The organism is Sphingomonas swuensis (assembly GCF_039538045.1).
GTDB classification, from domain to species: Bacteria; Pseudomonadota; Alphaproteobacteria; order Sphingomonadales; family Sphingomonadaceae; genus Sphingomicrobium; species Sphingomicrobium swuense.
Map to the genome: position 1 here is coordinate 1,103,596 of NZ_BAABBQ010000001.1, position 22,915 is coordinate 1,126,510.

The 22,915-nt window shown below is 68.0% G+C and carries 25 protein-coding genes; 13 read left to right on the forward strand and 12 right to left on the reverse strand.

The window, feature by feature from the left end; genetic code table 11:
• Nucleotides 1-17: 17 nt before the first annotated feature.
• From ABD727_RS05500 to ABD727_RS05520, 5 genes are all read left to right on the forward strand, one after another.
• Entirely contained in the window at nt 18-899 is an 882-nt protein-coding gene (locus ABD727_RS05500; RefSeq protein WP_344706375.1) for a MotA/TolQ/ExbB proton channel family protein, read from the forward strand.
• 89 nt (nt 900-988) lie between these two features.
• Complete coding sequence (locus ABD727_RS05505; RefSeq protein ID WP_344706376.1) at nt 989-1,477, forward strand: ExbD/TolR family protein; 489 nt, start codon at nt 989-991, stop codon at nt 1,475-1,477.
• A 23-nt stretch (nt 1,478-1,500) separates the two neighbouring features.
• Nucleotides 1,501-1,926, forward strand: a complete 426-nt coding sequence (locus tag ABD727_RS05510) for an ExbD/TolR family protein (RefSeq protein ID WP_344708031.1) — start codon at nt 1,501-1,503, stop codon at nt 1,924-1,926.
• A 116-nt stretch (nt 1,927-2,042) separates the two neighbouring features.
• Nucleotides 2,043-2,558 (forward strand): superoxide dismutase family protein, encoded by a 516-nt coding sequence (locus tag ABD727_RS05515; protein WP_344706377.1) that lies wholly within the window; start codon nt 2,043-2,045, stop codon nt 2,556-2,558.
• Nucleotides 2,559-2,671: 113 nt separating this feature from the next.
• Nucleotides 2,672-2,995 carry a hypothetical protein gene (locus tag ABD727_RS05520; protein ID WP_344706378.1) on the forward strand — a complete coding sequence of 108 codons (324 nt, stop codon included), beginning with the start codon at nt 2,672-2,674 and terminating at the stop codon, nt 2,993-2,995.
• Between the two features lie 51 nt (nt 2,996-3,046).
• On the opposite strand, the gene ABD727_RS05525 is transcribed toward ABD727_RS05520, so the two are convergent.
• From ABD727_RS05525 to ABD727_RS05535, 3 genes are all read right to left on the reverse strand, one after another.
• Entirely contained in the window at nt 3,047-3,523 is a 477-nt protein-coding gene (locus ABD727_RS05525; RefSeq protein ID WP_344706379.1) for an RNA pyrophosphohydrolase, read from the reverse strand.
• Between the two features lie 57 nt (nt 3,524-3,580).
• On the reverse strand, nt 3,581-4,144 hold the full coding sequence (locus tag ABD727_RS05530; protein ID WP_344706380.1) for a general stress protein: 564 nt from the start codon (nt 4,142-4,144) through the stop codon (nt 3,581-3,583).
• Nucleotides 4,145-4,245: 101 nt separating this feature from the next.
• Nucleotides 4,246-5,169, reverse strand: a complete 924-nt coding sequence (locus ABD727_RS05535) for an alpha/beta hydrolase (protein ID WP_344706381.1) — start codon at nt 5,167-5,169, stop codon at nt 4,246-4,248.
• Between the two features lie 77 nt (nt 5,170-5,246).
• Here ABD727_RS05535 and ABD727_RS05540 point away from each other — a divergent pair, with 77 nt between their 5' ends.
• The 6 genes from ABD727_RS05540 to ABD727_RS05565 all read left to right on the forward strand — a co-directional run bounded on the left by ABD727_RS05540 (nt 5,247) and on the right by ABD727_RS05565 (nt 12,676).
• The gene (locus ABD727_RS05540; RefSeq protein WP_344706382.1) at nt 5,247-7,223 is read left to right on the forward strand and encodes a 2-oxoacid:acceptor oxidoreductase subunit alpha; all 1,977 of its coding nucleotides are present in this window, start codon (nt 5,247-5,249) and stop codon (nt 7,221-7,223) included.
• 78 nt (nt 7,224-7,301) lie between these two features.
• Nucleotides 7,302-8,321: a 2-oxoacid:ferredoxin oxidoreductase subunit beta gene (locus tag ABD727_RS05545; RefSeq protein ID WP_344706383.1), complete on the forward strand. Its 1,020-nt coding sequence runs from the start codon at nt 7,302-7,304 to the stop codon at nt 8,319-8,321.
• Nucleotides 8,322-8,375: 54 nt separating this feature from the next.
• Nucleotides 8,376-9,038 carry a spermidine synthase gene (locus ABD727_RS05550; RefSeq protein ID WP_344706384.1) on the forward strand — a complete coding sequence of 221 codons (663 nt, stop codon included), beginning with the start codon at nt 8,376-8,378 and terminating at the stop codon, nt 9,036-9,038.
• Nucleotides 9,039-10,001 carry a metal-dependent hydrolase gene (locus ABD727_RS05555; protein WP_344706385.1) on the forward strand — a complete coding sequence of 321 codons (963 nt, stop codon included), beginning with the start codon at nt 9,039-9,041 and terminating at the stop codon, nt 9,999-10,001. It abuts the gene before it with no gap.
• Nucleotides 10,002-10,034: 33 nt separating this feature from the next.
• Nucleotides 10,035-11,387 (forward strand): cryptochrome/photolyase family protein, encoded by a 1,353-nt coding sequence (locus ABD727_RS05560; protein ID WP_344706386.1) that lies wholly within the window; start codon nt 10,035-10,037, stop codon nt 11,385-11,387.
• Nucleotides 11,388-11,434: 47 nt separating this feature from the next.
• Entirely contained in the window at nt 11,435-12,676 is a 1,242-nt protein-coding gene (locus ABD727_RS05565; protein WP_344706388.1) for a class I SAM-dependent methyltransferase, read from the forward strand.
• On the opposite strand, the gene ABD727_RS05570 is transcribed toward ABD727_RS05565, so the two are convergent.
• Nucleotides 12,673-13,380 carry an SDR family NAD(P)-dependent oxidoreductase gene (locus ABD727_RS05570; RefSeq protein WP_344706390.1) on the reverse strand — a complete coding sequence of 236 codons (708 nt, stop codon included), beginning with the start codon at nt 13,378-13,380 and terminating at the stop codon, nt 12,673-12,675. The two genes, ABD727_RS05565 and ABD727_RS05570, sit on opposite strands and share 4 nt — an antisense overlap.
• 117 nt (nt 13,381-13,497) lie before the next feature.
• Here ABD727_RS05570 and ABD727_RS05575 point away from each other — a divergent pair, with 117 nt between their 5' ends.
• Nucleotides 13,498-15,063: a DNA recombination protein RmuC gene (locus ABD727_RS05575; RefSeq protein WP_344706391.1), complete on the forward strand. Its 1,566-nt coding sequence runs from the start codon at nt 13,498-13,500 to the stop codon at nt 15,061-15,063.
• A gap of 1 nt (nt 15,064) precedes the next feature.
• Here ABD727_RS05575 and ABD727_RS05580 read toward each other — a convergent pair whose 3' ends face one another.
• Genes ABD727_RS05580 through ABD727_RS05615 form a run of 8 tightly spaced genes read right to left on the reverse strand, consistent with a single transcriptional unit; the run spans nt 15,065 to nt 20,919 of the window.
• Nucleotides 15,065-15,760, reverse strand: coding sequence for an META domain-containing protein (locus ABD727_RS05580; RefSeq protein ID WP_344706392.1), 696 nt, complete (start codon nt 15,758-15,760; stop codon nt 15,065-15,067).
• A gap of 45 nt (nt 15,761-15,805) precedes the next feature.
• The gene (locus ABD727_RS05585; protein ID WP_344706393.1) at nt 15,806-16,600 is read right to left on the reverse strand and encodes a TrmH family RNA methyltransferase; all 795 of its coding nucleotides are present in this window, start codon (nt 16,598-16,600) and stop codon (nt 15,806-15,808) included.
• A complete protein-coding gene (locus ABD727_RS05590; RefSeq protein ID WP_344706394.1) occupies nt 16,600-16,875 on the reverse strand; it encodes an HPr family phosphocarrier protein in 276 nt (91 codons plus the stop codon). The genes ABD727_RS05585 and ABD727_RS05590 overlap by 1 nt, the downstream gene beginning before the upstream one ends.
• On the reverse strand, nt 16,872-17,279 hold the full coding sequence (locus ABD727_RS05595; RefSeq protein ID WP_344706395.1) for a PTS sugar transporter subunit IIA: 408 nt from the start codon (nt 17,277-17,279) through the stop codon (nt 16,872-16,874). The genes ABD727_RS05590 and ABD727_RS05595 overlap by 4 nt, the downstream gene beginning before the upstream one ends.
• Complete coding sequence (gene rapZ / locus ABD727_RS05600; RefSeq protein WP_344706396.1) at nt 17,276-18,211, reverse strand: RNase adapter RapZ; 936 nt, start codon at nt 18,209-18,211, stop codon at nt 17,276-17,278. The genes ABD727_RS05595 and rapZ overlap by 4 nt, the downstream gene beginning before the upstream one ends.
• Nucleotides 18,208-18,642: an HPr kinase/phosphorylase gene (locus ABD727_RS05605; protein WP_344706397.1), complete on the reverse strand. Its 435-nt coding sequence runs from the start codon at nt 18,640-18,642 to the stop codon at nt 18,208-18,210. The genes rapZ and ABD727_RS05605 overlap by 4 nt, the downstream gene beginning before the upstream one ends.
• The gene (locus ABD727_RS05610) at nt 18,639-20,201 is read right to left on the reverse strand and encodes a sensor histidine kinase (protein WP_344706398.1); all 1,563 of its coding nucleotides are present in this window, start codon (nt 20,199-20,201) and stop codon (nt 18,639-18,641) included. The genes ABD727_RS05605 and ABD727_RS05610 overlap by 4 nt, the downstream gene beginning before the upstream one ends.
• Nucleotides 20,194-20,919, reverse strand: coding sequence for a response regulator transcription factor (locus ABD727_RS05615; RefSeq protein ID WP_344706399.1), 726 nt, complete (start codon nt 20,917-20,919; stop codon nt 20,194-20,196). Before ABD727_RS05615 ends, ABD727_RS05610 begins: the two co-directional genes overlap by 8 nt.
• Before the next feature lie 164 nt (nt 20,920-21,083).
• Here ABD727_RS05615 and ABD727_RS05620 point away from each other — a divergent pair, with 164 nt between their 5' ends.
• Nucleotides 21,084-22,694, forward strand: a complete 1,611-nt coding sequence (locus ABD727_RS05620; protein WP_344706400.1) for a phosphoenolpyruvate carboxykinase — start codon at nt 21,084-21,086, stop codon at nt 22,692-22,694.
• Nucleotides 22,695-22,915 lie beyond the last annotated feature (221 nt).

The following is a 22,915-nucleotide window of genomic DNA, read 5'->3' on the forward strand; positions in this document are numbered from 1 at the left end:
GTCCAAGGATACGCACTATGACCTTCCTCTCTCTGACGGCAGCAGCCGCCGCCGCTCCGGCCGGCGACAGCCCCTACGGTCTCATGCAGGCCCTCAACGAAGGTGGCGCCATCTCGTGGGCCACGTTCGTGATCCTCGTCGGCATGTCGATCGGCACCTTCTACATCCTGTTCACGAAGTTCTTCGAGCAGCAGAAGATCATCAGCCAGGGCAACAAGGTCCGCTCGAGCTTCTGGAACTCGCCGAACCTGCGCGAAGCCGCCAGCAAGCTCGACCAGAAGAGCGCCTACCGCGCGATCGTCGACGACACGCTCGTCGCCCAGGAGCAGCACGGCAAGCTGACCAACCCGATCGACCAGCACGACTGGATGGCGAACAGCCTCGCCCGCTCGCAGGGCGGCATCGGCGCCCGTCTCGGTGAAGGCCTCGCCTTCCTCGCGACGGTCGGTTCGACTGCTCCGTTCATCGGTCTGTTCGGTACCGTCGTCGGCATCTACCGCGCGCTGATCAAGATCGGCGCGTCGGGCCAGGCCTCGATTTCCACCGTCGCCGGCCCGGTCGGCGAGGCGCTGATCATGACCGCCCTCGGCCTGGTCGTCGCGGTTCCGGCCGTGCTCGCCTACAACTGGCTGATCCGCCGCAACAAGTCGATCATGGAGGACCTTGCTGCCTTCACGAACGACCTGCACGGCTACATCATGTCGGAAGGCAAGGTTAAGCCGGCCGCCGTCACCGCCGCCGCTGCCCCGAATGCCGGTTCGGCCTCGGTCGCCCGTGGCGCCCAGACCCGCACCGGTGCGGCTCCGACCCCGGCTGGCACCCAGCCGCTGACCTCGGGCCAGACCTCGACCGGCCAGCAGGCTGGCGGCACTGGCACCACCACCGTCGATCGCCGCTAAGGCAGGGTTCAGGAGGCCGGGCGCTTGATGCGTCCGGTCTCCACCCCGTCGATCCGGTGACCCGAAGTTAAAGAGGGAACGAACGTCCCATGGCAATGAGTGTCGGCAAGGAAGACGGCGAAGACGTCCCGATGTCCGACATCAACACCACGCCCCTCGTGGACGTGATGCTGGTGCTCCTGATCATCTTCCTCATCGCCGTTCCGGTGGTGGTGGAAACCGTCCCGATCGCGCTCCCCGCGACCGCCTACGAAGCCCGCGAGACCAAGCCCGAGAACATCGAGCTGACCGTCCGCGGCGGTCCCGGCGGCACCTGCGAGGTGTATCAGGGCATGGCTCCGATCAACTCGGAGGCGCTGCTCGATACCGCGGTCGCGAAGCTCGAGGATGCCATCGCCAAGGCTGGTGGTGCCGAGAACCTGACCGAGGAAACGATGCCCGAAGTGCACATCCGCGGTGACGTCAACACGCCGTACAAGTGCATCGGTGGGACCATCTACACGATGCAGCGCGCCGGCTTCGCCCGCGTCGGCTTCGTGTCCGAACCGCCCGCCGGTTCGACTGTCACCCGCCTGTAGAGAAAGGAACTCGCGTCATGGCAATGCAGACGACGAGCAATAACTCCGAAGGCGAACCGATGATGGAGATGAACACCACTCCGCTCATCGACGTCATGCTGGTGCTGATCATCATGCTGATCATCACCATCCCGCCGCAAACCCACGCGGTGAAGCTCGACCTTCCGCAGGGCAATCCTCCGCCCGACGCGGTGATCGATCCGGTCAAGAACAAGATCGTGGTGACCCAGCAGAACGGCATCCTGTGGAACGGCGCGCCCGTGAACCAGGTGCAGCTGCGCCAGTTCCTCGACATCACCCAGCAGATGGACCCGGTTCCCGAGCTCCACCTGCAGCCCGAAGGCGAGGCACGCTACGACCTGGTCGACCAGGTGCTGGTCGTGACCAAGCAGGCCAACGTGTCCAAGATGGGCTTCGTCGGCAACGAAAGCTACGCCAAGGCCTTCTGATCACTTTCGGGAACCATCCCGAAAAATCCTGGGCGGTCCTCTCATCACGGGAGGGCCGCCCTTTTTTCGTTCCGAGCGTTGTCCCGTCATCATCGCGCATCAGGAGAAGAACGACCGTGCCCCACAAGAGCCTGGCCCTCATCGCAACGCTGGCCGTCGCCGGCTGCGCCACCCCGATGGACGCCCCAAGCAGCGCCGTCGCGCTTCCCCTGATCGGTAGCAGCGGACAGGCGATCGGCACCGTGCGCATGTGGGAGACCCCGGGAGCGGTCAGCTTCAGGGTCGAGGCGAATGGGCTGTCGGTCGGCCGCAAGGGGCTGCACGTCCATTCGGTGGGACGCTGCGTCGGTCCCGCCTTCACCAGCGCGGGCGGCCACTGGAACCCGGCCTCTCGCAAGCATGGGCTCGCCAACCCCGCCGGGCCGCATGCCGGCGACCTGCCCAATGTCCCTGTCGCGGCCAATGGCGCGCTTCGCGAAACGGTTGTGCTCAATGGCGCGAGCCTCGCCACTCTTCGCGACGGTGATGGGTCGGCGCTCGTGCTCCACGCCGGCGAGGACGACAATGTCACCGATCCGAGCGGCAACAGCGGCGATCGTGTCGCTTGCGCGGTAATCAGTCCGGCTGCCTGAAGGCGGCCCGGCGAGCGGTTCCTGCCCGATAGCCCGTAGCGGCCATCGGGCAGGTGCTTCGTTGGAGGATGCGGATGACTGATCTGGTCATCGCCAGTCCACGGGAGTGACTTATGCCGCAGCGTTTCACCGCGACAGAGAATGCGTTCGACAAGGGCATCGAGAAGACTAGCGCCAAGCAGGGCGCCAAGCTCGCGGGCGAGTGGGTCGAAGCGATCCGCAAGGCCGAATTCACCGGTTCGAAGGGCCTCGCCTCGGAGCTCGAGCGGCTCGAGAAGCTGCTCGGCGACGACGAGCCCGACACCGACAAGCTCAAGACCCTGCTCGAGAAGATCGGCCAGGACACGCTCAAGGCGGCCGATCGTGCTGACGACCCCAAGGTCGCCGAGAAGATCCGCAAGCTCGCCGAGGCGATGGGCGCGAAGCAGCCCGCCTGACGGGCTGTCACGGGAATGCAGAGAGGGGCCGGGCGACCGGCCCCTTTTTCGTCAGGGCAGGCCGAGATGCTCCTCGAACTGCGCGATCAGCCTGCGATAAAGGTCACGCTTGAACGGCACGATCAGGTCGGGAAGCTCGCCCGCGTCGACCCACTTCCAGGCATCAAATTCGGGATGGGCGGTGGCGATGTCGACGTCGCTCTGCCGCCCAAGGAAGCGGCACAGGAACCAGTCCTGCTCCTGCCCCTTCCACTTGCCGCCCCACAGCTTGGAGCGAAGCTCCTCCGGAAGGTCGTAGCGAAGACGTTCGGGGCAGTCCGACACCCGTTCGACGAGGTGCGGGGCAATTCCCGTCTCTTCCTCGAGCTCGCGAAGCGCGGTGTCCCAGGGCTCCTCGCCCTCGTCGATCCCGCCTTGCGGCATCTGCCAGGCCTCGTCGGTCCGGTCGATCCGGCGGCCGACCCAAACCTGGCGGTCGGCGTTGAGGAGCATGACGCCGACCCCGCGGCGATAATCGTTGCTGGTCATGATTGGTCCGTCATCCCGGCCCCGACCAAGGTCAAGGGCCGGGATGCGGCGTGCCGCTTAGTAAGCGGTGGTGGTGCTGTCGGTCGAGCTCATCTTGGTGCGGCTCGAGCTGTGACCGCCGGCGCGATGGAGGATGTCTTCGGCGCGAGTGCGGTCGATGTTGCTTCGGCTGGTGTCGACGGACACGAAGATGCCGCCGTCATTGATCCGCTGGCCGTAATAGTCGCTGTCCTCGCGGCTGACGCCATGGCTGGTGAACAGGTCACTGAGGCCGCCGGCGGCAGCGCCGATGGCGGTTCCGGTCAGCGCCGCGCCGCCGATGGCGCTCTGGGCGATGGCACCGGCCGCGGCGAGCGGGCCGACGCCGGGAATGGCGAGCGCGGCGACGCCGAGCAGGGCGCCGATGCCCGAACCCGCGGCGGCCTTGGCGATGAAGCTGGTCGGCTCCTTGTGATCGGCGACATGATCGCCGGCACCGGTCGTCTCGCTGACGGTGTCGTCATGCTTGCCGATGACCGAGATGGCACTGTCCTCGACACCCGCCTGGCGCAGTTCGGCGATCGCGCGCTCGGCTTCGCTATGGCTGTCGAAAACGGCCGAAATGACATTGGTACCTTGCATGGGGCTCTCCCTTGGCCGGCGGCAACTAAGCCGGCGGTGGGAGAGCGAAGCGCGGACCCGCTAGTTCCGGCGACGGTCGCCAACTGGTGGCTGCAATCCGCCTAGCCGAGCAGCAGCCCGAGGTGCGCGACGCAGCGCTCGAGGTCGTGCTGGGCGCTCGGAAGTGCCCTGCGGAGATTCATGAAGCCGTGGATCGTGCCGTCGCACTCGAGATAAGTGGTGCTGACCCCGGCTGCCGCGCAGGCCCCGACGAAGGCGCGGCTCTGGTCGCGGATCGGATCGAGCGAGCCGGCGACGACCAGCGTTGAAGGCAGGCCGGCAAGATCCTTCAGCATCGGGTCGTAGCGCCAGTCGCCACGGTCGGGCGCATAGCCTTCGTCGAACCATCCCATGCTCGCCCGGCTGAGGAGAAAGCCTTCGCCGAACTGGTCGAGGCTCGAATAGTGGCGCGTCGGATTGGCGGCGGGATAGATCGCCCAAAGCGCGCGAACGGCGACTGCTGCGGGCTGATCGCGAAGCGCGAGCGCGGTGACGATCGCGAAATTGCCGCCCGCACTGTCCCCGGCAAGAACCAGGCCGTCGACGGCGCGGCCGAGGGCAAGCGGACTGTCGGCGATCCAGCGCGCCGCGGCCATGGCGTCTTCGATTCCGGCAGGGAAGGGGTGCTCGGGGGCGAGAGCATAGTCGACGCTGATCACCGGCAGGTCGGTCAGCCGGGCGATCTCCGCGCACAAGGGCTCGTGCGTGTCGAGGTCGCCGAGGAGGAAACCGCCGCCGTGATAGAAGACGATCGCCGGCCCGGGCTCGCGCTCGGCGCGCGCGTCGTAGAGCCGCATCGGGCAGGGCCCGCCTTCGATGTCGCGGAGGACCGCCAGCGGGCCGGTCTCGGCATCGAACATCTTGCGGCTGGCGTGCATCATCCCCCGCGCGCCCTCGAGCCCGACGTCGACGGCTCGCTTGGCCCCCGGCTTGTTGGCGATTTCGAGCAAAGCGGCGACATCGGGACGGACATAAGGCTGGGTCATCCCCTGCGTGTAACGTGGTGACGCCAGCACTTCCACGCGCTAGGGAAGATCAACCCCTTTCATTCGCAGGACGCGTCATGGCCACGGCCACTCATCAGCTCACCCCCGAGGAGGCGCATGCCGACCTCGCTCCGGAAAATGTCGTGGTCCGTTTCGCCGGGGACAGCGGCGACGGCATGCAGCTGACCGGCGGGCAGTTCACCCTGTCCACCGCGCTCGCCGGCAACGATCTCGCGACCTTCCCCGACTTCCCGGCCGAGATCCGCGCGCCGCAGGGGACGACCTTCGGGGTCTCGGCCTTCCAGATCAACTTCGGCTCGGCCTCGATCGAGACCGCGGGCGACCAGCCCGACGTGCTCGTCGCGATGAATCCCGCCGCTCTGAAGGTGAACGTCGCCGCGCTCCGCGAGGGCGGCCTGATCATCGCCGACGAGGGCGAGTTCTCGGCCCGCAATCTGGCCAAGGCCGGCTACGAGCAGAGCCCGCTCGACGACGGCAGCCTCGCCAAGTGGCAGCTCGTCCGCTTCAACATCAGCCAGCTGACCCTCGATGCCGTGAAGCCATTCGGGCTTGGCAACAAGGAGGCGCTGCGCTGCAAGAACATGTGGACGCTCGGCCTCGCGCTGTGGATGTTCGACCGTGACCGCCAGCCGATCGTCGACTGGCTCAAGGCCAAGTTCGCCAAGGCGCCGACGCTGGTCGAGGCCAATGTCGCGGCACTGAATGCCGGCCATGCCTATGGCGAGACGGTCGAGATGGGCGCCGCCTTCCGCCCGCGCTCGATCCCCGCCGCGCCGGCCGAACCCGGCCTCTACCGCACGGTGACCGGTGCGGAATCGCTCGGGCTGGGCCTCGTCGCCGGCGCGCAGCTGGCCGAGTTGCCGATGTTCTTCGGCTCCTATCCAATCACCCCGGCCTCGCCGCTGCTGCACCATCTCAGCCGGCTGAAGGAATATGGAATCACCACCTTCCAGGCCGAGGACGAGATCGCCGCCATCTGCGCCGCGCTCGGCGCGAGCTATGCCGGAAGCCTCGGGGTAACCTCCTCGTCGGGTCCGGGCATCGCGCTCAAGACCGAGGCGATGGGGCTTGCGATCATGACCGAGCTTCCGCTCGTCATCGTCAATTCGCAGCGCGGTGGTCCCTCGACCGGCCTTCCGACCAAGACCGAGCAGAGCGATCTCTACCAGGCGGTCTACGGTCGCAACGGCGACGCGCCGCTGCCGGTGATCGCCGCCCGCTCGCCCGCCGACGCGTTCGAGGTCGCGATCGAGGCGGTGCGGCTCGCCACCCGCTACATGACCCCGGTCATGCTGCTGACCGACGGCTATATCGCGAATGCCGCCGAGCCGTGGAAGGTGCCCGACATGACGGCCTTCGAGGCATTCCCGGTCGTGCATGCCAACGAGAATGACGTGCCGCGCACCGACGCCGGCAAGCTCATGCCCTACGCCCGTGACGAGAAGCTCGCCCGGCCATGGATCAAGCCGGGCACGCCGGGGCTGACCCACCGGATCGGCGGAATCGAGAAAAACCCCGGCACCGGCGACCTCGACTATTCGCCGACCGCCCATGCCGAGATGACCTGCCAGCGCCAGCAGAAGGTGCTCGGGATCGCCGACGACATCCCGCACCAGGAAGTCTGTCTCGGCGAGGCGGGGGCGAAGGTCGCGCTGATCGGCTGGGGCTCGACCTTCGGGCCGATCCACCAGGCTGTGAAGCGGCTCCGCGCGCGCGGGCTCGACGTCGCGCACGTCCATGTCCGCCACATCTGGCCGCTTCCCGCCAACCTCGGCGAACTGCTGCGCAGCTTCGGCACCGTCATCTGCCCCGAGATGAACTCGGGCCAGTTCAAGACGCTGCTTCGCGACCAGTATCTGGTCGACGTCCAGAGCCTGACCAAGGTCAGCGGCCAGCCCTTCCGCATTGCCGAGATCGAGGCTGCGGCGGCCGAGGCGCATGGCGGGGTGGTCCCGCCCGACGTGACGCAACTTCCCGAAGGCGACAGTGGCCACGATCCCGGCCACCCGCACGCCGCCGAGGTGACGGCATGAAGCCGATCAACCCCGTTCCGCTGATCCTGATGCTGGTCCTGGTACTGGCGCTCCTCTATTATCTGTGGCGCTGACACGATGAATGACCTGACCCCAATCGAGAAGACCACCGCCAAGGACTGGGCGAGCGACCAGGAAGTGCGCTGGTGCCCGGGCTGCGGCGACTATGCGGTGCTCAAGGCCGTGCAGCGGACCATGCCCGACCTCGGCGTCGCGCGTGAGAAGACCGTGTTCGTTTCCGGGATCGGCTGCTCGAGCCGCTTTCCCTATTACATGGAGACTTACGGCTTCCACACCATCCACGGCCGTGCGCCGGCGGTGGCGACGGGGGTCAAGCTCGCCAATCCCGACCTCGACGTGTGGATCATCACCGGCGACGGCGATGCGCTCAGCATCGGCGGCAACCACACGATGCACCTCATCCGCCGCAATCTCGACTGCCAGCTCTTGCTGTTCAACAACGAGATCTACGGCCTGACCAAGGGGCAATATTCGCCGACCAGCCGGATCGGCACGCGCAGCCCCTCGACCCCGTTCGGCTCGGTCGATCGTCCGGCGCGGCCGTGCGGCTTCGCGCTCGGGGCGGGCGCGCGGTTCGTGGCGCGGGCGATCGACGTCAACAAGAACCTGCCCGACGTGCTCAAGGCCGCCCATGCCCACAAGGGCACCGCCTTCGTGGAGATTTTCCAGAATTGCGTCGTCTATAATGACGACGTCTTTGCGCCCTTCACCGCGCGCGAGGTCGCGTCCGAGATGCAGCTGTGGCTGAAGGCGGGCGAGAAGATGCTGTTCGCGGGCGGCGCCAAGGGCATCGCGCTCGACGCCGAGACGCTGACCCTCAAGGTCGTCGCTGGGGACCATCCCGCGGTGCTGGTCCACAATCCGCGTAATCGGATGATGGCGCACATGCTGGTCGAGATGCCGCCGGTCGGCTTCCCGGTCGCATTGGGCGTTCTCTACGACGATCCCGCTTCGACCTTCGAAGCCGCGGTCATCGAGCAGAACGACCAGGTCTCCGCCGGCAAGAAGCCCGATCTCCAGGCGCTCGTCGCCAAGGGCCAGAGCTGGATGGTGGAAAAGGAACCGAGGGCTGAGTAGCGCCGGACGGGCGGCCGGAAACCTGCTGAACTCCCGCGAGCGCAAGGACCGGCGATGATCCCCCGTACCCACCTCGCCACCGCCCGCATCCCGGGCGGACCCGAGATGCACCTCTATTCGCGTGGCGGCGACCACATGATCTGCGTCGAGCGCGACGAACTCATGTCGACCCGCATGAGCGGCTCGGAAGAAGCACTCGCGACGATGACGGCCGAGCGCCTCGGGTCACGACCCAGACAGCGCTGGCTGATCGGCGGCTATGGCATGGGCTTCACTCTCCGCGCCGCGCTCGCCACTGTGCCGAAGGATGCAGAGATCACCGTCGCCGAGCTGGTGCCGGAGATTGTCGACTGGGCACGTGGACCGATGTCGGCGCTGACCGGCGATTGCCTCGAAGACGCCCGGGTCAGGCTGGTCATCGGCGATGTCGCCAAGGAGATCGAGAAGAGCGGCTGGGACGCCATCCTGCTCGACGTCGACAATGGTCCCGATGCGCTGGTCCGGGCGCTCAACCAGTGGTTGTACGAACCTTCGGGGCTGGCGGTCGTGAAACGCGCGCTGAACCCCGCGGGGCTGGTCTCCATCTGGTCCGCCGGGCCTGATCCCCGCTTCACCAGGACGCTGCAGCAGGCCGGTTTCCAGGTCGACGAGGAAGTCGTTCGCGCACGGCACAACGGCAAGGGCCCGCGCCACGTCATCTGGTTTGCCCGGGCCTGAATGGACAATCTGACCCACAGCCTGGCCGGCGCGCTGCTTGGCCAGATGGGATTGAAGCGGGCGAGCCGCTTCGGCCTGCTCGGCTGCATCCTCGGCGCCAACGCCCCCGACATCGACGTGATCGCGCCGCTGTTCCTGCCGGTCGATAACATCGCCTTTCACCGCGGTCCGACGCATGCGCTCTGGGGATTGCCGGTAATGGCGCTCGGGACGGTCGCGCTCCTGTGGATCGTCGACCGGCTGAAGCCTGCCGCGCCCGACTCGCTGCCCTTCCGCTTCTGGCCGCTGTTCCTGGTGACGCTTGGCGGAGTCGTCAGCCATCCCTTCCTCGACTGGCTGACGACCTATGCCGTCGCCTTCTTCGCCCCGCTCGGTGACCGCTGGTATTCGGCCAACGCGATCTTCATCATCGACTGGGTCTACTGGATCATCCTCGTAGCGGGCGTCTGGATGTCTGCGCGCCGCTGGAAGCGGGGGAGGGACCATCCCGGCAAGCCCGCTCTGATCGCCGGCGGGCTCCTGCTCGTCTACATCACCGCCAACGTCGCATGGAGCGCGCTCGCCGAGCGCCGCACCGCCGCCATCCTTCGCCAGCGCGGGATCGAGCCGGTGCTGATCGTTGCAAGCCCGCCGCCGCTCGCCTTCTGGGAGCGGACCATGGCCTGGCGCAGCGCGCGCGAATGGGGCTCGGGCGACTTCGGCCCATCGGGGCTTGTCGTCGCCCCAGAACGACGCCGCCTCGGCCTCGACCATCCCGCCTTCCTCGCTGCGCGAACCGAGCGCCGGTCCGTTCGCTCCTTCCTCTACTGGTCGCGGATGCCGATCGTTGTCGAGGAGGGGGGACAGCCCATCCTCACCGATCAGCGCTACTATCGAGTGCTCGACGACGACCGCGTGCCCGCCGCCATTCGAAGCCGGGCGCCGCGTGGAAGCTTCATGGTGCCCCTGACCTCACGACCATAGTGCGTTTTGAGGATTCAGCGCGTTCAAGCGGCCATGGCTTCGACACAACTCGTCTGGTTCCGGCAGGACCTTCGCACCAAGGATCACCCCGCGCTCCGCGCCGCCGCCGAGTGTGGGCCGGTGCTCGGCCTCTACGTCCTCGACGACGAAACCCCTGGCAAGTGGAAGCCCGGCGGTGCCTCGCGCTGGTGGCTGCACCACAGCCTCGCCGCCCTCGCCGACGAACTGGAAGCGCTCGGCTCGGCGCTGATCCTGCGCCGCGGCCGCTCCGCCGAGGTGGTCCGCAAGGTCGCCAGCGAAGTCAAAGCCGGCGGGATCCACGCCAATCGCCATTACGAGCCCTGGTGGCGCGAAGCCGAGTGCGAGAAGGGCGACTTCGTCATCCTCCACGACGGCGATGTGCTTCATGAGCCGTCAGACATCCGCTCGGGCACCAACAAGCCGTTCAAGATCTACGGCCCCTATTACCGTGCGCTGCACGAGCATTTTCCGCCCCCGGCGCCGCTGCCGGCACCGCGACTCTCGCGTCCGGACAAGCTGCCGCCAAGCGACCGGCTGGAAAGCTGGAAGCTTCTTCCGACCAGCCCCGACTGGGCCGGCGGCTTTGCCGAGTGGGAGCCCGGCGAGAAGGGCGCTGCCAGGCGACTCCGGCACTTCGTCGATCACGCCGGCGACTATGCCGGCAAGCGCGACCTTCCCGCCGTGGATTCGACCAGTCGCCTCTCGCCGCACCTCCACCATGGCGAGATCACGCCCCGCCAGGTCTGGCATGCCCTCGGCCGTAGGGGCGGGGACAAGTTCCACCGCGAGCTCGCCTGGCGCGACTTCAGCCGCCACATCATCCTCTCTGATCCCGAGCTCGGCGAGCGATCGCAGCGGCCGCTCGGCCTCAAGACCCGCTCGGGCAAGGCGGCTGACGCAGACTTCCGGGCCTGGACCCGCGGACAGACCGGCTACCCGCTGGTCGACGCGGGAATGCGCCAGCTGTGGCAGAGCGGCTGGATGCACAATCGCGCCCGGCTGGTCACCGCCAGCTTCCTCATCAAGCATCTGCTGATCGACTGGTGGCGCGGAGAGGAGTGGTTCTGGGACTGCCTGGTTGATGCCGACTATGCCAACAACAGCCAGAACTGGCAGTGGGTGGCGGGCACCGGCTTCGACAGCCAGCCCTTCTACCGGATCATGGCGCCCCTGACCCAGAGTGAAAAGTTCGACGCCGCCGACTATATCCGCCGCTGGGTGCCTGAGCTCGCGCGACTGTCCGATGCCGACATCCACGATCCGTGGGGCCGCGGGGCCGCGCCCGCGGGCTATGCCAAGCCGCTGATCGGCCACAGGGAAGGGCGCGAGCGCGCGCTCGACGCGTTCGCCAAGCGCGGCAAATAGCCATCTCCTGCTTGCGCAGGGGAGCCTTGCTTTCCTAGGGCTGGCCCATGGCCACTCGCGGCGCTCACCTCCTCAATGCCGATCGACGCTTCGCGACCGGTCCGGGCCTTCTCGGCCGGCTCGTCGCGCCGGCATTCGCGCCGGTGCTCGACCAGTTGGACCAGCGGCTATGCGAAGGTGGGATTCACGCCACGCTGCCCGACGGGTCGACCCGCCGGATCGGCTTCCACGCCCCCGGTCCCGAGCCGGTCGTCCATCTCCGCAGCTGGCTTGCGCTGGTCCGGCTGGCGACCAGCGGAAGCGTCGGCTGGTACAAGGCGTGGACCCGCGGCGAATGGGCATCGCCCGACCCGGTGCCCCTGTTCGACCTCTTCATGCGCAACGCCGCGAGCCTTGGTCAGACCGCCCGCGCCAAGGGGCTGTTCCGGCTGGTCAACCGGCTCGCGCACCAGTGGCGCGACAATGCCCCCGCGCAAGCCCGCGAGAACATCGCGGCGCACTACGACCTCGGCAACGACTTCTATGCCGAGTGGCTCGATCCGGGGATGAATTACAGCTCGGCCCTGTTCCGCGACGACGATCTCGGCAGCGCGCAGGACCGCAAGATCGACGCCATCCTCGACCGGCTCGACCTGCAGCCGGGCGACCGCCTGCTCGAGATCGGCTGCGGCTGGGGGAGCCTCGCCATCGCCGCCGCCCGCCGCGGCGCGACCGTCACTGGCCTTACGCTCTCGACCGAGCAGAAGGCGTGGGCCGAGCGCCGCATCGCCGATGAAGGATTGTCGGATCGCATCACCATCCTCCTCGAGGACTATCGCGATCATCGCGGCACCTACGACAAGCTCGCCTCGGTCGAGATGGTCGAGGCGGTCGGGCAGCGCTGGTGGCCGGCCTACCTCGACGCAATCGCGGGTGCGCTTCGCCCGGGTGGCCGCGCGGCGCTGCAGTATATCTCGATCCGGCCCGAGCTGTTCGACTCCTATGCCGCGAGCGCCGACTTCATCCAGACCTACATCTTCCCCGGCGGCATGCTCCTCCACGAGGAGCGCTTCGAAGCGCTCGCCGAGGGGCGCGGCCTGTCGTGGGAGGACCGGCACGGCTTCGGCCTCGACTATGCCGAGACGCTCCGGATCTGGCGCGAGCGCTACGACCGCGCCGTGGCGGACGGCCGGCTGCATGAATTCAGCCCGGCATTCCACGACCTGTGGCGCTATTATCTGATGTATTGCGAAGGCGGCTTCAAAGGGCGCGGAATCGACGTCGCCCAGGTGACACTCACCCGCGCTTAGCCCTCGACGCGGACCTTTTCTCCGGTCGGACGATCCTCGCCGAGAAGGGCCAGCAGCCGTTCGGCCACGGCCTCGGGCGGCTTGACCTCCTCGGGCTCCTCACCGGGGAAGGCGAGGGCGCGCATGCGGGTGCGCGTCGCGCCGGGATCGAGGATGGTAACCCGAAGCTTGCCCGTGTGCGACGTCTCATCGGCGTAGGCGCCGAGCAGGATTTCCAGTGCCGCCTTGGACGAGCCATAGGCACCCCAGAAGGCCCGCGGCGCGGCACCGACGCTGCTGGTCAGCGCCACCAGCTCGGCGGACTCGCTTGCCCGGAGCATCGGATCGAAGGCGGCGAGAAGCGCCTGGTTGGCCATCAGGTTGAGGTTGATCAGCCGCGAATATTCCTTGGGGTCGATGTGCTCGACCGGCGACAGGCTGCCGAGCATCGCGGCATTGAGCACGAGGAAGTCGAGCTTGGTCCAGCGCCCGCTGATGGCCGCTGCCAGCTTGCCGATGTCCTCACCCTTGGAAAGATCGAGCGGGGCGATCGTCGCCGACCCGCCGGCTGCGTGGATCCGCTCCTCGACCTGCTCGAGTCCGGCCGACGAACGCGCGGTCAGGATGACATGCGCGCCTTCGCGGGCAAGGGCCTCGGCGATGGCCGCTCCGATCCCGCGGCTGGCACCGGTGACGAGGGCGAGGCGATCCTGGTATCTGCTCATGGCGCGCGCCCTAAGCGGTGCACCGCAGCGCCGCAAGCGATTGTGCCGGGGCCCGCAGGCGGCTAGTTCACACTCTGTTCTCTTGTGCAAGGGTGGGGGCGAATCGTGGACGCGTGGATGGTGGCAGTGCTGGTCGGGGTCATCGCCGTTGCGGGGGTGCTGCTCGGCTGGGTTCTCGGCAGCAGGCCCGGCGCCGCCCACGCGAACGAGGCCGCCCGGCTGCGCGACGAGGTAGCGACCCTCGGCCGCGACCAGGCGGTCGCCGCCGAACAGCTCCGCCGGGCGGTCCAGACAGAGGAAGCGCTGAAGTCGGTGACGGACGAGCGCGACGGCCTCTCGGCAGAACTGGCAGCGGCCAGGGTCGTCTCGGTGCGCTACGATGAGCTCGAGGCTCGGCATCGCGCACTTCAAGAAGAAGCCGGCATGCTTCGCGGCGACATCGCCAGCGCGGGCGAACGGCTGCAGCGGCTGGCCGAGGTCGAGCGTCTGCTCGAGCAGCGCACGACCGAACGCGACGAGGCGCTGCGGCGCAAGGCTGGCCTTGAGACCGAGGTGAAGAGCTTCGAGGAGCGTCTCTCCGACCTTCGGAAGTCACGCGACGAACTAGTGGTGCAATTCCGCGAAGTCGGCGACAAATTGCTCGAGAAGGCGCAGGTCGATTTCCTCGCCAAGGCCGACGAGCGGCTCAGCAAGGCCGATCTCGAGAACCAGGCCAAGCTCCAGACCCTGCTCCAGCCCGTCTCCGATACGTTGAAGCGCTACGAGGAAGGGCTGCAGCGGGTCGAGGCCGAGCGCAAGGACAGCTATGGCGAGCTGCGCGGCGTGCTCGGCGAATTGCGCAAGGACAATGGGCAGGTCCGCGATGAGACCCGCAACCTCGTCAACGCATTGCGCTCGAGCCCCAAGGCCCGGGGGCGGTGGGGCGAACAAAGCTTGCGCAACGTGCTGGTCCAGGCCGGTCTCACCGAAGGCATCGACTTCGAGATGGAAGTCAGCCTCGAGACCGCCGATGGCCGCCTCCGGCCCGACGTGGTCGTCAACCTGCCCAGTAACCGCAAGCTGGTGATCGACGCCAAATGCTCGTTGAATGCCTTCCTCGACGCCTGCGACGAGGTCGACGAGGACCGCAAGCAGGCCTGCTTCAAGCTCCACGTCGCCTCGATGCGCAACCATGCGCAGGCGCTCGGATCGAAGGACTATTGGGCCCAGTTCGGCGAAGCCGCTGACTATGTGATCATGTACATCCCGGGGGAGCACTTCCTCACCGCCGCACTCGAGCAGGACCCGCAATTGTGGGACTGGGCCTTCGAGCGGCGCGTGCTGCTCGCGACCCCGACCAACCTGGTCGCGATCGCGCGAACCGTGGCCAGCGTCTGGCGGCAGGAGAAGATCACCGAGCAGGCCGAGGTCATCGCGGCGCTCGGCAAGGAGCTCCACAGCCGGATCGCGACGATGGCCGAACATGTCGTCCGAATGGGCCGCAACCTCGCCACCGCCAACGATGCCTACAACAAGATGGTCGGAAGTCTCGAAACCCAGGTCTTCACCCAGGCCAAGCGCTTCGAAGCGCTCGGCGCGGGGAGCAACAAGGAAGTCGCGACCCCGCCGATGATCGAGGTCAGCCCGCGTCCGCTGAACAAGCTTGCTCCGCCCGCCGGGGACGCGCTCGAAGCAGCCGAATGATCTAGCGCAGCTTGCCCAGCCTGATCTCGCCGGCCTCGTTGGCGAGCGTCAGGGCGCCGCTGGCGCTCCACGCCATCCGCATCGGCTGGCCAAGGATACGCCCGGCAGCATTCTCGGCGCTCATGTCGGGGCAGGCCATACGGGTCGCGACGATTGCGCCCGGGACCAGCCGCTCTCCTTCGACCCGGTAAGGACCGCTCATCCGGTTGCAGCCGAACTGGGCGGTCAGCCGGTCGCCGGAGAAGCCCATACGATATTGGCCGCCCGAGGCAGGACGTCCGGCCACCGCCAAGACCGTCCAGTCGCCGGTCAGAGTCGCGACCTCGCGCGGCTCGCCGCCGCAGCCCTCGTAGCGGCGGCCGTCGACCGACACTTGGACCCTGTCAGGGAAGACGCGATCGCTCATCCCGTCGCTGCATCGCTGCCCATGGACGATGTTGAGGTTGATCCGGCGGCCCTGGTAGATGTCACCGGCGAAGCCATGGATGGCACGCGGCTGCGGCTCGGCCACGCGCTGCCCGTCGACATTGGTGAAGACCATCTCGCGCCCGTCGAGCTTCAAATTCCAGAAGGGCTCGGTGCCGAGCGCGCGGTAGCTCGAGCCGCTCTCGGCGGGTGGCGGGGGCGCCGGCTGCGGCGGGACGGTGGTGCAGGCTGCCAGCGCAGCCAGCGGGAGGAGGAAGGCGAGGCGTTTCATGACGTCGATGCTAGCACGGCAAGATGAACGGCGCTCGACCGGAACTCAGCGCCAGCTGGCCCGCACCTGGAAGGCCATCACCGCCGCCGCCACCGCCGCGTTGAGGCTGTCGGCACGCCCGAGCATCGGCATCTTCACGAGGAGATCGCACTCGGCCTCATAGGCCTCCGGTAGTCCCGCCTGCTCGTTCCCGACCAGCAGGAAGCAGGGCTTCTCGTACGTCGGGCCGAGATAGTCGTGCTCGGTCTGGAGGCTGGTCCCGACCAGCTGCCCGGGGCCGCTGCGGAGCCAGTCGAGAAAGGTCGACCAGGGCACCTGCACCACCTTCTGGGTGAAGATCGCGCCCATCGACGCGCGCACCGCCTCGACGCTGAAAGGGTCGGCGCTGTCGTCGACTAGGATCAACCCGCCCGCCGCGACCGCGTCGCCAGTCCGCAGGATCGTCCCGATATTGCCGGGATCGCGAAGTTTCTCGGCAACCAGCCACAAGGGCGAGGCGGCGCGGTCGAGATCGGCAAGGCCGAGCCGCGGCTGGCGATACGCACCGAGCAGAAGCGGCGGATTATCCTTGCCGCTCATCTTGGCCATGATCTCGTCGGGCACCGCGATCGCTTCGGCGCCATTAGCCTCGGCCTCGGCGACGATGGTCGCGGCAAGCGGGTGGAGATCGCCTTCGCCGCAGGCCACGATCTCGGGCAGCACGCCGACCTCGCGGGCCTCGGCCATGATCCGCAGGCCCTCGGCGAGGAACAGCCCCTCAAGCCGCCGCGCCTTCTTCTCGCGAAGGGAGCGCAGCCGCTTGACCGTGTCGTTGGAGAAGGACGTGATCGAGCGGGGCATCAGTCCTCCCCGAACTTGTCCTCGACCAGCCGCGCAAGCCGCGCAACCGCCTCGTCGGCGCCGTCGCCCGAGGCGCTGATCTCGATCGAGTCGCCGCGGGCCGCGCCGAGCATCATCAGACCCATGATCGAGGTCCCACAGACGCGATTGCCGTCCTTTGCCACCTCGACCTCGGCGGTCAGCTCGCTGGCGAGGGTGACGAACTTGGCGCTCGCCCGGGCGTGGAGTCCGCGCTTGTTGTCGATCCGGACGATCCGGCAGACGGGCGCGCTCAAGCCGCGGCCTCGCCGAGAATCTCGGAGGCGACCGAGATATACTTCCGGCCCGCCTCGCGCGCCGCCGCCACTGCTGCGCGGACGTTCATTGCCTTGCGTGCCCCTTCCAGCCGGATCAGCATCGGCAGGTTGACCCCTGCGATGACTTCGATGTTGCCCGACTTCATCAGGCTGATGGCGAGGTTCGACGGAGTGCCGCCGAACAGGTCGGTGAGGATGATGACGCCTTCGCCGGAGTCGACCTTGGCGATTGCCTCGGCGATGTCCTTGCGGCGCGCTTCCATGTCGTCGTCGGGGCCGATGCAGATGCCCTCGATGGCCTCCTGCGGGCCAACGACATGTTCCATGGCAATGATGAACTCGGCCGCCAAGCGGCCGTGGGTCACCAACACTAGTCCGATCATTCTTGCGGTCTCTTGAGCTCTTTCATGCGCTCCTGTCCAAGCTCGAGAGAATCATTGGGGCGGAGCGCAAGGTCGCGATGCCGGATATTCGGCGAAAAGCCGCGGTGACGCAACCGCTCGGCCATGGCGATCGCCGCAGCCACCGAACGGTGCCGCCCGCCGGTGCAGCCGAACGCCGCTCCGACATAGGTCTTCCCCGATTCCCAGTAGCGCGGAAGGAGGAAGGCAAGCAGCTCCTCGGTGCGGTCCATGAACTCGGCCCAGCCATCCTGTACAGCGACGAAATCGGCGACCGGCGCATCGGCCCCGGTCAGCGGGCGGAGTTCGTCCACCCAGTGGGGATTGGGAAGGAAGCGCAGGTCGAACACCAAGTCGGCGGTGCGGCTGATCCCGCGGGCGAAGCCGAAGCTGGTGATCGTCACCACCAGTTCGTCGCCTTCGTCGCCGAAGCGCCGACGAAGCTCGTCGCGAAGGTCGGCGGGCTTGAGGTCGGTGGTGTCGAGCACCGCGTCCGCCGCCAGCCGCAGCGCCGCCGTGAGGTCGCGCTCGCGGGCGATCCCGTCCTCGGCCGGACGGTCGGCGGCGAGCGGGTGACGGCGGCGGGTCTCGCCATAGCGGCGGATGAGCTCGGCCCCGGTCGCGTCGAGATAGAGGATCTCGGGCCTGACCTCGGGGACCGAGCGGAGCAATGCCGGCAGCGCCTGCGGGTCGAAGCCGCGGCTGCGCGCGTCCATTCCGACCGCGACATGCGCCTGGCGAGTGTGGCGGTCGGGTCCGTGGACGAACTCGTGGAGAAGCGCGGTCGGAAGGTTGTCGACCGTATCCCAGCCCATGTCCTCGAGCGCGTCGAGCACGGTCGACTTGCCCGCTCCCGACATGCCGGTGACCAGCAGCAGCCGCGGCGCCCGCTGAGAGCGCCGCCCGGTGGTCACTTGAGCCCGAAGCGATCGAGCGCGAGCGCGACCTTCGACGGCGCCGAGGCGGTCAGCGCATCGACGGTGATCAGCGGCACCATCAGCCCGCAGATCATCCGCTCGCGCGAATCCGAGGGAAGCCGCTGGACGTCGCTGGTCAGCTCCACCGCGAGCGCCAGCGGCACGTCCTCGATCGCCGGCATGTCGACGATTCCGAGGCCGCGGATCTCGAGCTTGCCGCGGATCGTGTGCGGAGCGCTGACCATCAGCCGCTCGCCGCGCTTCTGGACGATCGTCTGGTCGTCGGCGACCAGCGTGAAGCCGCGGTCGATCAGGCGCAGCGCGAGGTCGGACTTGCCCGAGCCCGAGATGCCCGAGATGAGCACCGCGCGGCCATCGATCGCCACCGTGCTGGCGTGGAGCGTCTCGCTCGACAGCCGGATGGTCACGCCGTCACCTCGCCGGCAACCGCCGGCAGTCGGATGGTAAAGCGCGCTCCCGAAGGTGCGTCGTCGCGGTCGGCCACATCAATCTCCCCGTCATGGCCCTTCACGATCGCCCGTGCGATCGCAAGGCCCAGCCCCGAATGACGACCGAAATCGTCCCCGTCCGGCCTTACTGAGACGAAGCGGTTAAAAATGGCTTCGCGCACCTGCGGCGGGACGCCCGGGCCTTCGTCGTCGATCCGGATCAAGACTTCCTCGGCGACCCGCGCCACCGCCACCTCGACCAGGCTCCCCGCCGGCGAGAAGGAGATGGCATTGTCGATGAGGTTGTCGATCGCGCGCGCCAGCCGGGCAGGCTCTCCCATGACGATCGCCGAGGCGGCGCGGGGGCGGGCGAAGGCGATGCGGACGTCGCCGGTCAGGCGGCGCTCCTCCCATCCTGCGCAGATCTGGCCGACGAGCTTGCCGAGGTCGACCGGCTCGAACGCTGCCCGGGCAAGCTCGGCGTCGGTCCGCGCCGCCTCGCCGATGTCACCGATCAGCCGGTCGAGCCGAACCACGTCCTGGCGGACGACATCGAGCAGCTGGCGACGGAGCGCCGGATCCTCGATCCGGTCGAGCCCGTCGACCGCGCTGCGAAGCGAGGCGAGGGGGTTCTTGAGCTCGTGGGTGACGTCGGCGGCGAAGGCCTCGATGTTGTCGATTCGCTGCCGAAGTGCCTGGCTCATGTCGCTGACCGCCCGGGCGAGGAGGCCGATCTCGTCCTTGCGCTTGGTGAAGCGCGGCACCCGGACCTCGCGCGCACGGCCCTGGCGGACCCGGTGGGCGGCGAGGGCGAGGCGGCGGAGGGGCCGCGCGATGGTCCGTGCCAGGAACAGCGACAGGAGGAGCGAGAAAAGCGCGGCGGCAAGCAGCCCGGCGGCGAGCTTGGTCCGCTCCTGGCGGACGGTGCGGGTGAAATTGCGGTCGTTGGCGGTGACCAGGACTATTCGCTGGTCCGCGGTCCGGGTCGCGGCCGAGAGCACCGGGGTGAGGTCGGGCGCGCTTCGCACGGCGCCCTGAGTGCGGCCGGTGCGGAAGGCGCCGACGGCCTCGGGCCAAGCCGTTGCCCGGTCGACCGCGGGCTCGGCGAAGTCGGGCGGGCTTTTCTCGCCGACGACCGCGTTGAAGGCGCGGTCGAGGGTACGGGCGAAGGCCTTGGTCCAGGCCTGGGTGGTCGGGTCGCGCAGGCGATAGGTCGGCTCCGCGTCCCGCCAGCTGTCCTGCTGTAGGGCGCCATCCGCGCCGTAGAGCCGAACACGCGCGCCGGTCGTCTGGCCCATGTCGGCGAACAGTCGCGGAACGTCCGCCGCGGCGATCTTGGGGACAGCGGTGGCGGCCAGCTCGGCGAGGTGCCGGGTCTGCGCCTCGCGCTCGTCGCGGAGCTGGTTGCGGAAGCTGTCGAGGAACAGCAGCGCGAGCGCCAGCACCAGCAGGATGATCGCGTTGACCCCGAGGATCCGGTGCGACAGCCGCCAGCGCAGGGCCGAGCGGGGAACGCTGCTGTCGCCCTCGTCAGCCATCGCTGAACCGGTAGCCGACGCCGTAGAGCGTCTCGATCGCGTCGAAGCTGTTGTCGGCGGCGCGGAACTTGCGGCGGATGCGCTTGATGTGGCTGTCGATGGTTCGATCGTCGACGAACACGTCTTCCTGATAGGCGACGTCGAGCAGCTGGTTGCGGCTCTTCACCACGCCCGGGCGCTGGGCGAGCGCCTCGAGGATCATGAACTCGGTCACGGTCAGGGTCACCGGGCGCTCGGCCCACTGCACCTGGTGACGGGCGGGATCCATCAGCAGCCGGCCGCGCTCGATCACGGCCGGGACCGGCTCCTCGCTTTCTCCCTCGGCCGGGCGGCGGGCCATGTCGGCGCGGCGCAGGATGGCCCGGATCCGTGCGACCAGAAGCCGCTGGCTGAACGGCTTGGCGATATAGTCGTCGGCGCCGGCGGCGAGGCCGAACGCCTCGTCCTGCTCCTGGTCCTTGGAGGTGAGGAAGATGACCGGCATGGTCGCCGCCCCGCCGCCGCCCTCGCGCAGCCGGCCGAGCAGCTCGAGTCCGTCCATCGCCGGCATCTTGATGTCGAAGACGCCAAGGTCGGCGGGGTTCTCGGTGATCGCCCGGAGCGCGCTCAGCCCGTCGGTGTAGAGCCGCGTGACGAAGCCCTCCGCCTGGAGTGCGATCGACACCGAGGTGAGGATGTTGCGGTCGTCGTCGACCAGCGCGATGACCGGGCCCGCCATGATGAAAGCGGCGGTAGCGCAAGCCTAGGGTCGGCTTCAAGGCGGGGGGTGCTCGTTTGACCCGAGCAACCTTTTCCGGCCATAGGCGCTTAGCACCGCATACGTATGCGGCGGCGGACCCGAGAGGTCTCGCCGCCGCTCGTTCATGAGCGAAAGGGTTAGTAGTGACGAGCAGGGTTCCTTCCTATGGTCTCGAGGCGCAGGGTATTGCGACCTCGGCCAAGCTTCACTGGAATCTGGTCACGGCGCCCCTCTATGAAGCCGCCGTCCGCCGCGGCGAGGCCCGCATCGCCAAGGAAGGTCCGCTGGTCGCGACCACCGGTGCCCATACCGGCCGAAGCGCGCAGGACCGCTTCATCGTCCGCGACGAGACCACCGAGCAGGTGATCTGGTGGGGCAAGTCGAACAAGCCGATGGACCCTGCCGCCTTCGACCGGCTGCACGAGGACTTCCTCGCCGCGCTCGGCCAGAAGGAGGAGCTGTTCGTCGCCGACCTGTTCGGCGGCTCGCAGCCCGAGCACCGGGTCAACGTCCGCGTGATCAACGAGCTCGCCTGGCACAATCTGTTCATCCGCACGATGCTGGTCCGTCCCGAGGGCGGGCAGCTGGCCGGCTTCCAGCCCGACTATACGATCATCGACCTGCCGAGCTTCCGCGCCGACCCTGAGCGCCACGGCTGCCGCTCGGAGACGGTGATCGCGATCAACCTGACCAAGAAGCTGATCCTGATCGGCGGCACGCAATATGGCGGCGAGATGAAGAAGTCGGTGTTCGGCCTCTTGAACTTCCTCCTCCCGCAGGACGGCATCATGCCGATGCACTGCTCGGCCAACATCGGGCCGGACGGCGACACGGCGGTCTTCTTCGGCCTCAGCGGCACCGGCAAGACGACGCTGTCGGCCGATCCCAACCGGACCCTCATCGGCGACGACGAGCATGGCTGGTCGGACACCGCGGTCTTCAACTTCGAGGGCGGCTGCTACGCCAAGATGATCCGCCTCAGCGAAGAGGCCGAGCCCGAGATCTACGCCACCACCCGCCGCTTCGGCACGGTGCTGGAAAATGTCGTCATGGACCCCGAGACCCGCGAGCTCGACCTCGATGACAACAGCCTCGCCGAGAACAGCCGCGGGGCCTATCCGATCGACTTCATCCCCAACAGTTCCGAGCGGAACATGGGGCCGGTGCCCAAGACGATTATCATGCTGACCGCCGACGCGTTCGGCGTGCTGCCTCCGATCGCCCGTCTGACCGCCGACCAGGCGATGTTCCACTTCCTCTCGGGCTACACCGCCAAGGTCGCCGGCACCGAGATCGGCGTGACCGAGCCCGAGGCGACCTTCTCGACCTGCTTCGGAGCGCCGTTCATGCCGCGCCACCCGAGCGTCTACGGCAACCTCCTCAAGGAGCGGATCGCCAAGGGCGGGGTGACCTGCTGGCTGGTCAACACCGGCTGGACCGGCGGCAAATATGGCACCGGCAAGCGGATGCCGATCAAGGCGACCCGGGCGCTTTTGAACGCGGCGCTCGACGGGAGCCTCAACAGCGCCGAGTTCCGCAAGGATCCGTATTTCGGCTTCGAGGTGCCGGTGGCGGTGCCGGGCGTCGACAGCGCGATCCTCGATCCGCGATCGACCTGGGCCGACAAGGACGACTTCGACCGGACGGCGGCCAAGCTGGTCGACCTGTTCTGCGACAATTTCGAGCAGTTCGCCGAGCATGTCGAGGAAGGCGTCCGCCAGTGCGCGCCCAAGGTCGTGGCCGAAGCCGCCTGAGGCCGAGTGGCCCGGCGGCCACGGGGCAAGCCGCCCTGTGGCCATACGGGCACGATTGGCGACCGCGAAGCGAGCGAAGTTCTCGAAGTTCCCGGGGTGCGGGGGTCCCGCGCCGCGACGAAGTTCTCGAAGTTCACAGGGTCGGCGCCATGCGCCGGCCCTTTTTCGTGGCGCGCCGGACACAGTGGGCAGCGGCGGTCGCCAAGGTGAGCGCTGGTCAG